This is a genomic window from Spirochaetota bacterium (assembly GCA_034190085.1).
Classification (GTDB): Bacteria; Spirochaetota; UBA4802; order UBA4802; family JAFGDQ01; genus JAXHTS01.
Window position 1 is genome coordinate 51,208 of record JAXHTS010000035.1, and the last position, 13,065, is coordinate 64,272.

At 35.6% G+C, this 13,065-nt stretch carries 12 protein-coding genes; all 12 read right to left on the reverse strand.

Annotated elements, in window-relative coordinates; translation table 11 throughout:
• Nucleotides 1–10: 10 nt before the first annotated feature.
• Nucleotides 11–892 (reverse strand): protein translocase subunit SecF, encoded by an 882-nt coding sequence (gene secF / locus SVZ03_06450; protein ID MDY6933848.1) that lies wholly within the window; start codon nt 890–892, stop codon nt 11–13.
• 105 nt (nt 893–997) lie between these two features.
• On the reverse strand, nt 998–2,641 hold the full coding sequence (secD, locus tag SVZ03_06455) for a protein translocase subunit SecD (GenBank protein ID MDY6933849.1): 1,644 nt from the start codon (nt 2,639–2,641) through the stop codon (nt 998–1,000).
• Nucleotides 2,642–2,962: 321 nt separating this feature from the next.
• The gene (locus SVZ03_06460) at nt 2,963–3,628 is read right to left on the reverse strand and encodes a hypothetical protein (GenBank protein MDY6933850.1); all 666 of its coding nucleotides are present in this window, start codon (nt 3,626–3,628) and stop codon (nt 2,963–2,965) included.
• Nucleotides 3,629–3,874: 246 nt separating this feature from the next.
• Nucleotides 3,875–4,192: a preprotein translocase subunit YajC gene (gene yajC, locus SVZ03_06465; GenBank protein MDY6933851.1), complete on the reverse strand. Its 318-nt coding sequence runs from the start codon at nt 4,190–4,192 to the stop codon at nt 3,875–3,877.
• 70 nt (nt 4,193–4,262) lie between these two features.
• Nucleotides 4,263–4,922: a L,D-transpeptidase gene (locus SVZ03_06470; protein MDY6933852.1), complete on the reverse strand. Its 660-nt coding sequence runs from the start codon at nt 4,920–4,922 to the stop codon at nt 4,263–4,265.
• Between the two features lie 89 nt (nt 4,923–5,011).
• On the reverse strand, nt 5,012–5,779 hold the full coding sequence (gene lpxA, locus SVZ03_06475; GenBank protein ID MDY6933853.1) for an acyl-ACP--UDP-N-acetylglucosamine O-acyltransferase: 768 nt from the start codon (nt 5,777–5,779) through the stop codon (nt 5,012–5,014).
• Entirely contained in the window at nt 5,751–6,779 is a 1,029-nt protein-coding gene (lpxD, locus tag SVZ03_06480) for a UDP-3-O-(3-hydroxymyristoyl)glucosamine N-acyltransferase (GenBank protein MDY6933854.1), read from the reverse strand. The genes lpxA and lpxD overlap by 29 nt, the downstream gene beginning before the upstream one ends.
• Nucleotides 6,780–6,793: 14 nt before the next feature.
• A complete protein-coding gene (locus SVZ03_06485; protein MDY6933855.1) occupies nt 6,794–7,414 on the reverse strand; it encodes an OmpH family outer membrane protein in 621 nt (206 codons plus the stop codon).
• A 2-nt stretch (nt 7,415–7,416) separates the two neighbouring features.
• A complete protein-coding gene (gene bamA, locus SVZ03_06490) occupies nt 7,417–9,966 on the reverse strand; it encodes an outer membrane protein assembly factor BamA (GenBank protein MDY6933856.1) in 2,550 nt (849 codons plus the stop codon).
• A gap of 297 nt (nt 9,967–10,263) precedes the next feature.
• On the reverse strand, nt 10,264–10,665 hold the full coding sequence (locus tag SVZ03_06495) for a biopolymer transporter ExbD (GenBank protein ID MDY6933857.1): 402 nt from the start codon (nt 10,663–10,665) through the stop codon (nt 10,264–10,266).
• A 224-nt stretch (nt 10,666–10,889) separates the two neighbouring features.
• The gene (locus tag SVZ03_06500) at nt 10,890–11,516 is read right to left on the reverse strand and encodes a MotA/TolQ/ExbB proton channel family protein (protein MDY6933858.1); all 627 of its coding nucleotides are present in this window, start codon (nt 11,514–11,516) and stop codon (nt 10,890–10,892) included.
• Nucleotides 11,517–11,526: 10 nt separating this feature from the next.
• Nucleotides 11,527–13,032, reverse strand: a complete 1,506-nt coding sequence (locus SVZ03_06505) for a hypothetical protein (protein MDY6933859.1) — start codon at nt 13,030–13,032, stop codon at nt 11,527–11,529.
• Nucleotides 13,033–13,065 lie beyond the last annotated feature (33 nt).

Here is a 13,065-nt window from a genome sequence, read left to right on the forward strand (position 1 = left end):
TTTGAATACTCTATTTTGTGGAGAATCTCTCCCAAGCGAGAAGTATTGGTGAAGCAATATAGATTGAAGAAAAAGTACCGATGATAACGCCAAAGAGCAAAACAAGCGCAAAGTCATTGATTACATCTCCGCCAAGAATATAGAGAGCTAAAACAGCAAACATAGTAGTAAGGGATGTAAGCAGTGTTCTGGATATTGACTGTGAGATTGATCTGTTTATAACTTCAAAAAATGTTTGTTTTGATTTTACCTCAACATTTTCTCGTATTCTATCAAAGATGACAATAGTATCATTAACAGAATAACCAAATATAAATAGGAAGGCAGCAACAATTGGAATACTGATCTCTACCCCGGTCATACCACAGAAGGCAATTGATAGCATGATATCATGCAGAAGTGCAGCAATTGCACCAACTGAATATTTAAATTCAAAACGAAAGGAGAGATAGAGTGTAATTAAGACGAGTGCTACAACAAAGAGTTTTAATGCAGACTGTCTTAGAAAATCACCGATTGCGGGTCCTACCGTCTCAGTACTCAGAAATTCCACATTAAAGACTTTAGTTAAAGCTTCTTTTATGGTATTTGACCTATCCTCTGAGGCCTCCTCATTGTTTAGCAATTTTGTCGCAATAATATATTCATTCTGCTCCTCTTTGCCAATCTGTTGCACCAGAGCAGTTACATTCTGATTGCCCAATTCTGTTCGAATTTTTGTAATATCTACACTTTTCTCAAACTTGGCTATTATCTTGACTCCTCCCACAAAATCAATCCCCCAGTTCATTCCGCCTCTAATGAAACCAAGTACTAAGAAGAGTATAAAAATCGTTATGGATAGTACAATAGCAATGTATCTGTATTTAAGAAACTCAATATTTTTTTCCAATCTAAACTCCTTATATCTAATGCGTTTATAGCTTCCACTTTATATTCCCCAATTCAGTTATTCGTGGAAGAAGCTAATAGGTGAAAGGCAAGATTAAAAGTAAACCTATATTCTTAATTTTTTCACCCTTTTATTTAATGAGATGATCTCATAGATGAACCTTGTTATATATAAGGCCACAAACATGCTGCAGATTATTCCGATAAAAAGTGTAACGGCAAAACCCTTAATAGGGCCTGTCCCAAACTGAGAGAGTATAAAGGCTGCGATTAGCGTTGTAAGGTTAGCGTCAAAGATTGTCCAAAATGCTCTATCAAAACCATTTACAACAGACATTCTGATTGATTTGCCATTTCGAAGCTCTTCCTTAATCCTTTCGTATATAATAACATTTGCATCAACCGCCATACCTACTGTGAGTATAAAACCTGCAATACCAGGCAGTGTAAGGGTAAAACCGAGCCAGGAAAGGAGCGCAAGCATGAATATCATATTGAGCATAAGACCGAGATCAGCTATTATTCCAGCAACTTTATAATAGAAAATCATAAAGATCATTACTCCAATAAAACCAATCATAATTGCATTTATTCCGAATTCAATCGAATCTTGGCCAAGTGAAGGACCAACTGTTCTCTCTTCGATTATTTCCAGATCAACGGGTAGGGCTCCTTCCTTGATTATCCGTGCTAGAGTGTTCACCTCGTCAGGTGTGAAATCACCTTGAATAACAGCCTGCCCTGTTGTGATCTGAACGTTGATCTGTGGTGCGCTTCTCACTTTATCATCAATTATAATGGAAAGCTTTTTCCCATGGTTTTTCTCTGACGTTACCTGTGCAAATTTGCTTGCGCCATCAGGTGTGGTTGTAAAATGAACCGCTAGCCTTCCATATTCATCCTGTCCAACCCATGACTTGCTTATATCATTGCCAGCGAGAGATACATTTTTTTCAAGAGCAGTTATGTGCGCAGGGTATATTTTTTTTATCTCCTTATTCATTTTATAAAAAAATAATAATTCAAGGTTTCGCGGGAGTTTTATTCCTCTGGAGATTTTTGTTAATAATAGAGTCTGTTCATCAGAAGATTGAGGGAGTTCTTCATCCTTGTAATTTAACTTCAGCCAATTATTTGCCTTCTTAGAATATTCACCGTCAACGAGCCTATATTCAACCCTGCCGGTTGTGCCAATTACCTTTTTTACGATCTTGGGATTCTTTACACCCGGCAATTGTATCTCGATTGCTTCGTTTCCCCTTGGACGTATCGATGGTTCAGATACGCCGAATTTGTCGATTCTGTTTCTCAACAACTCAAGGGCTTGCTGAGTAATCTCATTCTTATCGCTCTTGGTTAATTCCTTATTCATCTTTTTTTCAATTTTACCGAAATTAGCCCTAAGAACCAGATGCATTCCACCCTGAAGGTCGAGACCTAAATTGATTTTCTTTGCAAGAACAGCCTTCTCCGCCCAATGAGGAACAATCTCTGTCTCCTTAACCCCAGGGAATATTTTAACCTCATTCATTATTGCATCATTTAAATTGATTCCCTCAACGATTATTTTATTATCTTCTTTGCTTACATAATAATCCCCACTAGAGAATCTCTTTTTTATTGCATCAATATCATTAAGAGATGCATCTAGGTTTAACACTATCTCCATCTTCTTATTCCCTATTGTTGGGAAGATGAGGATAATTGAGAAGACAATAATAAATAATATAAATATTAGTTTATATATCATTCCTCTTGACATCATACCTCTTTAGTAATATTAAATTTACATTCATTTAATTCGGATTATAGCATAATCCGATACATTTATTGAATTATCAGTGTAATTGTCGTCAATACACTGATAGTCGATTTTGTACCCTGCCCTGAGTATCTATGGTGAAAAATCGCATCCCAGCTCTATTGCCTTTAACTCTTATAAGCCTTTTATCAGCAATGAAGAGCGATACTCCTTATACCTTTAGATAAGATACACCCTTAATAAATTATTCCCTTAATTTTAAATGAAGAGAAAGTAAATAATATTGGTATAAACGCAGGATATACTTTACTAACCTTTGGGGAATCTTTTTAGAACACTGCCTCTACTCCTCTCTTTAGATCTAATCCTATATAGAATAAATATCAGTGCAACAATTAAAATAAGAGCAATAGTTATTAAGGTATCAAAATTATTCTTCTTGGTATCATCAAGTCCATCCCCTTTTGGGGTTAAACTCTCATTATCTATGGGATGGCTCTGTAATCTATCCTGGGATAGGATTTCGGTGTCAGTTTTATCAGAAGTTTTGTATCCAGGGATTCTTTTATACTTGAATTCACCCTCAATCACTTCTAATAATCCATAGTCCTTGATCTGATTATTTCGCTTTTTATTCTTATCCCTAGGCGCTTCTGCTTTTACTTTTAAATCAACATCTGTTTTATCTTCAATATCTTTAATTACTTCCTCTTCCTTGCCCCTCTCTTTCTTCTCAGATGATTGAGTCTCCTTCTGAGTAGGAGGGTTTTCAGCCTTTACTTCATTGTCAACACTATCCACTTGATTATCTTTTAAGGTCGGTTCAACATCGGATATTTCTGTTTTTTTAATCTTCGTATCGTGTTCATTTTTATTGGGAATATCTGTTTGCCCATATATCTCATTACCATTGTAATAAAACATGTGGGCAATTATAATGAAGACTAGAGTGGATTGATGGATTTTTTTACGCATGTATTAACATCATTCAGGTATTTATTATAATTTGTAACTCTAAATAAATGAGGTTTAATCCACACCTGCGGTGGTACTCTTCTTTCCATCTTATTATTAAAGTTGAATAATTTGTGTTGAGTATAGAAAGTTATCAGAATCTCTTCTTAATTATATATGATGAAATCATAACAGGGTAAAATCACTTTGAATCAGGATGGGTCGCTATACCCCAGAAATGTATTGTAATTTGATGATAAAACCATGTTATGACACTTTTGACTGTATCGATGCTTTAGAAAATTCTACCTTTGTTCCATCAGCTATTTTTAGAATCACTGTGTCATCATCCTTTTCATTAACTACAACCCCATAGATGCCACCCACTGTTAAGACCTTATCCCCTTTCTTTATTGCTGATATCATGCTTTTTCTGGCTTTTTCTTTTTTCTGCTGAGGTCTGATTAAAAGGAAATAGAATATTAATATCATGGCAATAATCGGGAATAAAATACCAAATGAATCGCTTCCCTTCATTTTATCACTACCCTGTGCAAATGCTGATGTTATTAGATTAAAAGTCATTATTCCTCCATTAAGTTAATGATTACGCCTCAAAATTTAATGAGTTGAGAGAATATGTCAACACTTTAATTTACTTACGAGAAATAATCACCGGTGTATGGATTTGTATATATTCCCCAAGTTCAACAATATCATCATTATACATTCTGATACAACCGCTAGAAGAGAGATGCCCTATAGATGTAATATCATTATTGCCATGTATAGCAATTCCTGAACCAATCGAGGGTGTCCTTTGGTTTATTAAAGGAAGCTCGCGATTTTGCAAGGCATCTTTGTATCTATGCTTATCATTCAGGTTGGGATAATCCAGTCGAAAGAATCTAGGGCCATAGGCGTTATCACCGAGATCAATATCTTTTTTCCCAAACTTATAATGACCATCCTTAGCCCGAAAATAGACCTGATTCATTGACTTAAGCTTTTTATAGGCATTGGAATTTTTGTCAGCATCCATGCTCAATATTTCAATGATTCGATATACACCCTCAGGTGTACGCTTATCGCCAGAATATAGCTTTGGTCTTTTATCAGGATTTAGACCATAACCAATTTTGTAATCTGTCATAATTCGGAAATCCCTGTCATATACCTTAAGTGTATAATCACTTTTACATACATAGATGAGATATCTTCCATTATAGCCTTGAAATGTCCTCTTAATAATCTCCTCTCTGCTGTTGCATGATATAATTATGAGGGATATAAAGAGTATAATAGTTCTAATCATAATTCCTTCACCTATTTGCTAAGATAACAGAATAATAAATTCCATTTTTTTACATGTCCGTTATTACCAGCGTAGCCATAGGGATGGCTTTATCTTGTAACACCCCTAGTTGAAGATTCAATAAATCGGATCAATTCATTGATATCTTCATTCCCTTCGTCTGATTTTAAATCATTCAAGGCCTGTGTCATATTTTTCCCTGATCTGAATAGGATTCTATATGCTTCTTTTATTGCTCTCCTTCTTTCCGATGAAAAATTCCTTCTCCTTAGACCAACAACATTGATTCCAGCAATCCTTGCCGGATTTCCTTCAACTATCATAAAAGGGGGACAATCCTTTGATATCCTTGAGCATCCTCCAATCATGGCATACTTGCCGATCCTTGTAAACTGATGAAATCCACTGAGACCGGAGACAAATGAATAATCATCTATCTCAACGTAACCTGCTAGGGCCGTATAGTTTGCCATAATTACTGAATTGCCTATTTTTACATTATGAGCTATGTGTACACCACCCATTAAAAAGCAATCCGAGCCAAGCCTAGTTACTGATCCCTCCTTAGTGCCCCTGTGAATTTGGACAAATTCTCGAATAATATTATTCTTCCCAATCTCAACATAGGTTTCAGTTCCTTCATAACCCTCATCCTGAGGAGGAGCACCTATATATGCGCTATGGAATATTTGGTTCCCCTCCCCAATGTTTATGCTTCCCTCAATTTGGACATAGGGACCAATCATGCTATTTGCGCCAATATTTATCTTGCCAGATATAAAGGCATAAGGGCCAATCGTTACATTCTCTCCAATGTTAACGTCGCCTTCAATTATTGCTGTCTTGTGAATCGTCACTTGTTTCTCTTATTTTCCTCTCTAATCTCTTCATCCTTTTCAGGAGTTCTGGCAGATATTTCATTGCAGCCTGAATTTTCTGCTGTTCCCTGTGCGGCCTGGCTGGAGTGCCAAAGAGAACCTCCGGCTTTTTTATGTCATTATGAATGCCGCTTTGTCCAATAATAATCGTCTCGTCAGCTATAGATATATGATCTCCAATTCCAGCCTGTCCGAAGATGGTTACATGATTGCCAATAGTAACCGATCCAGATATACCGGTTTGAGCTATAATTAAGCATCTCTCTCCAATTTTTACATTATGGGCTATATGGACCATATTATCCAGTTTGGTATCATTACCGATCTCTGTAATATCCACTGTAGCCCTGTCTATACAGCAATTTGCGCCGACTTCAACATTATTGCCAATCTTAACACTGCCAATTTGAGGAATCTTAATGATCTTGCCATCCTTCTCATAAAAACCATATCCATCAGAGCCAATTACTGTTCCTGAATGAATTATACAATAATCACCAATAACACATTCTTCACCTATTATTACACCAGAATAGAGGGTTGAATTCCTTCCTATCCTTGCCCCTCCTTCAATTGTACAGTTAGGATATATTACGCTGTTATCATTAATCTCAACATCCTCCATAATAACAGCGCCTGTCATTATTGTTACATTATCACCTATATGTGCACTACTATGGATATGAGCATTTTTGTCTATTCCAAGGTACTCCCTTCTCATCGGAAATAACTCCAGAAGTCTAATAAATGCAAGTTTTGTATCAGTGACAGCAATATAAGGAATATCCTCTGGGACCAATCCATGGGGGAGTATTATAGCAACAGGATTTTTTGATAGGGCTTTGTCCAGATATCTCTCTTCCTCAACGTATATGATTGCATTCTCATATTCTGTATCGAGACTCCCGACTCTATGAATATCAACATCTTCTCCATAATAGTTTTCATTTAGTATCTCAGCAATTATTGAAAGTTTCATTATTATAAATCCCTCTATCTTGACACAGGAGCATTTCTCTTCTTAAACCTTACAATCTCTCTAATCACATCCTCAGTTAAATCATATTCCTTTTTTGAAAAGATTGCTCCCTCACCTATATTAATAATAAAATCGATCCTTCTCTTTTTAGCTATGTTTATAATCGCTCTATCTATTTCATTGAGTATTATCCCCTTGTAGTAATCCTCATCCCCCTTGATCTTATTCAATTGTAGATTGATCTTCTCTCTCTTATCTATAATGAGCTTTTTCTTTTCCTCATTTTTAATTTTATCAAGATCGATGTTGAGTTCATTAATAGACTCATGATATTGATTTATGCGATCCCTTAAGGCTTTTGCTTCTGGATTATTATTTACCATATAATCAAAAATTATATTAATGTTAACACATCTAATCTTCGAGCATCCCTCATACTGCACATTCTCTATGGTTGTGCCACAACTATATATAAGGATCGTCATTATTGCCAATATGACTTTAGTGCAAAAGGCGAGGAGAAAGTTTGTTTGCCATAAGCGAGAAGGTATACAATCTGTCTTGTATAACACATATGGATTAGAATCAGAGCGTTCAAATGGTTTCAATATGAGATTGTATATGCTGTCATTCATGACTAAAACCGCATATCGCCAATCCCAAACTGAAAGTCGAATCCGCTAATCTCTTTAAAAAAGCCGTCATCCCTTCCAACCCATTTCAACTTCCTCCCAAACCAGAACCTGAGTGGCATCATTGGGATCTGGATCTTGAAACCGAATCCCCAGGAATATTTAAAATAAGACATCAGATCAGCCTTGTGAAAATCTTTGATATCATAGAGCAATACTTCATCATTTGGATCAGTTGGATCTATCTCTTTGTCATTCCTTATTATCTCCTGATATTTCTCACTCATATTCTCCTCCCAAAAACTTTCAGTCCAGAGTGAACCTGCGTCAAAGAAAAGTGCAATCCATAACATCTGAGGATGAATCGGTATTCTAAATTCAATCCCATAGAGTATTCTGTTAAAGAGCCCCTCCTGCCATGAATATGGCAGATCAATATCATCTATACCATATCCCCTTAATGTCTCAACCCCTCCTAAGAAGAGTCTATCAGAGGAATCCAACCATTCATTTTCATCCCTGGGTTGAATCTTCTGAAGCTTTCCCCTGTTGAAGGGTGGACGGATAAAGGTTGCGTTTGTTCTAAGTTCTATTACACAGGGATGCGATCTCAAAAAGGGCAGATGAAAAGGGGAGTAGTAATGATAGAATTCAGGATTATATTTTATATAATGATCTTCACCTCTTAGAATATAACCGCCAGTAAATGAAACTGAGAATTCTACCCTCGATCCCCTGGTGGGATTCATATAATTATCTTTTGAGTCGCGGTAGGAATATAGAGTGAGGGTTCTCTTCTCCTGTAATCCCTTGGCCACATCAAAAAAGATATAATCCGGACTATTCCCTGATGGATCGAGGTAACTCTTAAAGGAATGACTCCATATAGAACCAACACCATAATAATACCAGAATCTGTAGCTTAGCCCAAGAGAATACCCAAAGGCCTGTTTCTGATACTCAGCTGTATCATCGGAATTGACAAACATGGATTGCACATCAGTTACTCTATACAATTCATAAAAAATTGAGGCTGTAAAGCCTACTGGAAAATCCAATAACCAGGGTTCTCTAAAACTGAGGGTTATGGAACTCTTCCTCGGTCCATACTCAAATCTAACTCCAACCCTTTGTCCATTTCCCAGAAGATTGTTCTCGCCCACATCAGTAAAGATGGAAAATCCAGTGCTAGTGCCATAACCGCCACCCAGTGAGATCGTCCCAGTCGGTTGTTCTTCCACATCAATTATTAGATTCATTAAACCTTCTCTACTGCCAGGCCTGATATCAAAATTGACCTGTTTAAAAAATCCCAGGTTAAACACCTTTTCCCTTGAAAGCTGAACCTTATTTGAGTTAAAGAGTTCCCCCTCTTTTATTATTAATTCTCTTCTTATTACCTTGTCCTTGGTCTTTTTATTTCCCTTAATGATGATATTTTCTATATAAGCTTGTTTTCCCTCCTCAATCTTGATGTCAATCTTTAGAAATTTCTGAATTTTCTTCTCTCCATCAATATCCACCTCTCTCTCTTGTATGATCCTGGTTGGGATTACTCTAGCAAAAATGTATCCCTTAGAGGCATAGGTAAAGCTTATCAATTGTCTATCTTTCTGGAATTTTGTATCATTAAATATTGATCCTTTACTCCGCTGTTCAAATCTATCCTCAAACACCCTGCTAGCGAAAACCTCATTCCCGCTTAATGTATATCCATCAAAATAATATTGATCCCCCTCGATAACCTTGATAGTAATAAAGATAACCCTTTTCTCTCTTTCTTCAGGATTCTCCCATTCATAATCTACCTTATCTTCTATTATATCAGCATCGAGGTAACCGTTTTCCCTGTAATATGCAATTATCTTACTCTTGTCCTCCTCATAAATCCCCTTTTTGAATGTGCCATCCCTAAACCACCCATCCTCTTTAGTCTCCATAGCATCAGTAAGCTTGTCAGCTGATATCTTTCTTGCACCAAGTATCGAAATCTTTGCAACCTTAATCTCCTCACCCTCATCTACAATAAATATAAGAGTTACAATATTTTCATCCTCTTTATCTCTTTTAATCTCATACTTTACAACAACATTAAAGAATCCATCATCTTCATACTTCTTTTTGATTAGCTTTATGTTTTTTTCTATAATATTAATTCTTAAAACATCTCCGTCTTTAATAGAGATTATCTCTGTTAACTCAACCTCGCTAAGCTCCTCTGTGCCCTTGAACTTGATTTCCTTAATAATTGGTCGCTCTTTACATATAAATCTCACTCGAACTCCATCAAGATGCTCTTTTACCTCTACCAATACATTCTGTAATTTCCCCTCTCGAAAAACAGCCTTAATATCCTCCCTTATTTCTGAGGCCTTGAGTGGAAACCCCTCTTCAGTAATCATTACGTCAAGTAAATCATCAATATCTATGTTTTCGAGGCCAACAAATTCGAGTTTACGGACAATCATCCCCTCATACTTTGAAGGTAATGAAAATCCTCCATTAAACGTTAATACAGCCAAGATGGATAAAGTCAGTATTAAAATACTTCTCATAAATAAATAGGTTTTCATACACTTTTTAATAATATAGGGATATCTCCTTGTTCAGGTCTCTTTAATTTGTCTGTAATTCTATGTCAAGGAAATATGAATAAATGGTTCAACATTATAAATGTTAGGAGAGACTTGGATGACTTGATGGTAGTATGAGAAAATATTACCACTTCCTTAGTGCATTGTATTTTTTTATACTCGACTCAAAATGCTGTCAGGATAGTAAATTTTTTGAGGATGGACAACAGATAGTATTCTCTCATTTTGGAAATATTTATAAGAACAATAGGCTGTTCTTTATTTGACAGTGGATAGTGTAAATTTGGGTATTCCTGCCTGATTTAAATAGTCCATTACCTTTACAATTGTTTCGTAATTAGCCTTCCTATCTCCTCGTATTATCACAGTTTTATCTTTAACGTTACCCTGTATCCTTTTTATTTCATCTAAAAGGGAGTTTATATCATATTTTACATCATTTATAAATACCTCATTCCTTTCGGTTATCGAAATTATAATATTACTCTGTTTTTGTTCTCCTGTCTGTACCGCTTTCGGGAGGTGGACGATGATTGAGGATACCTTTCCAAGACTAGAGGTCACCATAAAGAAAGCCACCAGTAAAAATACTAGATCTATTAGGGATGTAATATCAATCTGAGCTTTATGTTGAAACCGGCTGCTAAATCTTTGGGTCATTCAACCCTCTTGTAATTCATTTTTTACTGATGGAGATAACATGTATATAAAATAAAGTTGCCAAACATCACTACAACCTCAGGTTGAGAAGGATCAGCAAGTGAAAATATTGAAAAGCATCTCCTATTATCCTTGATAAATAAAACTATAGAAAATTCAAATATAGTGTCTATTTCAGATGGCTGGGATAAGGGCTTAAAATCCTGAACATTATATACTATTTATCATTGTGAATAAAGAGATGATCTGGGTTCTAAGCTTTTAGCGACAAACTCTAATTCAGTAATATAATATCCAATTTTATCTACCATATAATTGTAAAAGATTAAAGAAGGGATTGCCACAAGCAATCCAAAGGCGGTAGTTATTAAAGCCTCGGATATGCCATATGCTAGAAGATCGTGAGCTACAGGACCAACCCGTGAAAGCCCGCTAAAGGACTTCATCATTCCTGTAACAGTCCCCAATAATCCTAACATCGGTGATATGGTTGCAATTGTTGAAAGGACTCCAACATTTCTTTCAAGTACCCTAATCACACCTCCTGAATATTCCAAAATTATTCTTTCAGTATCATCTTTCTTAGAGGAGGTTTCAAGCACATTTCGAATCATTGTGATAATTGGGCCTCTATAATTAAAGCAGAAGGCCTTTGCTTCTTCAATCTTGCCTGAGCTTGTAAGAGTTAAGATATTCCGGACAATTAGCCTGTAATCATGCTTAATTCTTTTATAGAATATGACTCTTTCAATGATAATTGCCAGACTAACGATTGAGCATAATATTATAGGGAGGATCATGACCCATAATGGGATGGAATCGAAAAGGGAGATAATAACATCGCTTTTCATCAATTGAACTTTATATCAATATTCTCAAGCCGCCAAGTAGTTGAAACCCAGGCTCTGGATAGTCTTCACGAAGGTTATATTTATTGTTGTAAAGATTTTCAATTCTGGCATATGCATAAAATCCGTCATGAACCTGCCTCTGTATACCAAAATAACCTATCATAGCCTCTTCAAGTTTATTGTCTTCATCAGGATCAGTGTCAACTCTACCAATATACTTATTTGTCCATTCCAGCTTCCACTTCTTTCCATTATACTTAATCGTGTTAGAAAACTTTCTGTTGGCAATATAGGTAATATTTTTATCTGCATCAAAATAGGAATACTCAAAACCAAAAGCGAGTTCCAGTATCTTTTTATACAATATCAAATTTGTATCAATCCTTGTGTTATAATGTATCACTGAAATAGTATCTGCACTAAGTACATTCCCATTAACAGTTGCGTAGTTATAGAAATTATTATTTTTTTCGATTTCCAGATTTCCTTTCAAGTTTAGTCTACTGTTCATCCTGTATTCTAATCTTATATCCCCATGATGCACCCTCCCTGGTGGAAGGTCATAGCTAGGTTTAATATATTTCTGTCCAAGATAGAACTCCTCTGGCTTAAAGGGGACTATATCATATCGATATAAAATAAAAGAAGATATATGTTTATAGCCCTTAAGAGAAAAACCAATTATTGGGAAGGGGAAGAGAAGGGGATCTTCATCCTTATTCCAATCATAACCCAGACCTATACTTATTCCAAAATTACTTGAGACATTTATATCATCTATAATCTCAAAATCAAGGTATCTATCATTATCAATATATCTTACGGAATAATTATACAGGAATCCTCCTATTCCAAATCTAATCCTATTGTGTGCAGACCAAATATATTCGCTGCCAGTGTCGAAATTAAATTGGTTTAATTTGCTTTTTCTATCATCAAATTCAATAGCCTTCAACCTATGAACATAACCGGCACCACCAAGGCTAAGATACCATTCAGAGGAGGTTGAATACTCATAAATATTCTTGATAGAGAGTTCAAACTTATCCTTTTCTTCTCGGCTATAAACAGGATTGTTGAACATACCTCTGGAATCGCTATCCACAACTGCGTCGAATGTTAATTTCATTCTTTCAAGTATATTGGAATTGCCCGTAAATCCAATTCTATTCTCATTAAAACTCGAATTAGTGTATTTCCGACCATTGTAACCAAAATCGTTAGATCTCTTAAAATGTGAACTCAAGAGATAAACAAAATCCTCTCCCTCTTGAGATAGATTAATAGTTGAAAGTACATTATTATATTGATAACCATAGACAATTTTCATATCAATATTTGCATTCTTTGATTTATCATTGGGCTGTATGTTGTTGTTATTGCTCTGTTCAATATCCTCACTTATTGTATCGTTTAAATAGGTTTCAACGGAAAGCGCAATAGAACTTGATAATAAAGATAATAGCATTACTGCTATTACAATTTTTTTATTAGATGATATACTTAACTGTTTCATAATATAATCATAATAATGAAATTATGTCTTTGG

Excerpts from the sequence above, each read along its gene's own strand:
- SVZ03_06500 (MDY6933858.1), bottom strand. The coding sequence starts at position 11,516 with ATGAAAAGCGATGTTATTATCTCCCTTTTCGATTCCATCCCATTATGG.
- SVZ03_06495 (MDY6933857.1), bottom strand. The coding sequence starts at position 10,665 with ATGACCCAAAGATTTAGCAGCCGGTTTCAACATAAAGCTCAGATTGAT.
- bamA (MDY6933856.1), bottom strand. The coding sequence starts at position 9,966 with ATGAGAAGTATTTTAATACTGACTTTATCCATCTTGGCTGTATTAACG.
- lpxD (MDY6933854.1), bottom strand. The coding sequence starts at position 6,779 with ATGAAACTTTCAATAATTGCTGAGATACTAAATGAAAACTATTATGGA.
- SVZ03_06460 (MDY6933850.1), bottom strand. The coding sequence starts at position 3,628 with ATGCGTAAAAAAATCCATCAATCCACTCTAGTCTTCATTATAATTGCC.
- secD (MDY6933849.1), bottom strand. The coding sequence starts at position 2,641 with ATGATATATAAACTAATATTTATATTATTTATTATTGTCTTCTCAATT.
- SVZ03_06485 (MDY6933855.1), bottom strand. The coding sequence starts at position 7,414 with ATGAATGACAGCATATACAATCTCATATTGAAACCATTTGAACGCTCT.
- SVZ03_06505 (MDY6933859.1), bottom strand. The coding sequence starts at position 13,032 with ATGAAACAGTTAAGTATATCATCTAATAAAAAAATTGTAATAGCAGTA.
- yajC (MDY6933851.1), bottom strand. The coding sequence starts at position 4,192 with ATGACTTTTAATCTAATAACATCAGCATTTGCACAGGGTAGTGATAAA.
- SVZ03_06470 (MDY6933852.1), bottom strand. The coding sequence starts at position 4,922 with ATGATTAGAACTATTATACTCTTTATATCCCTCATAATTATATCATGC.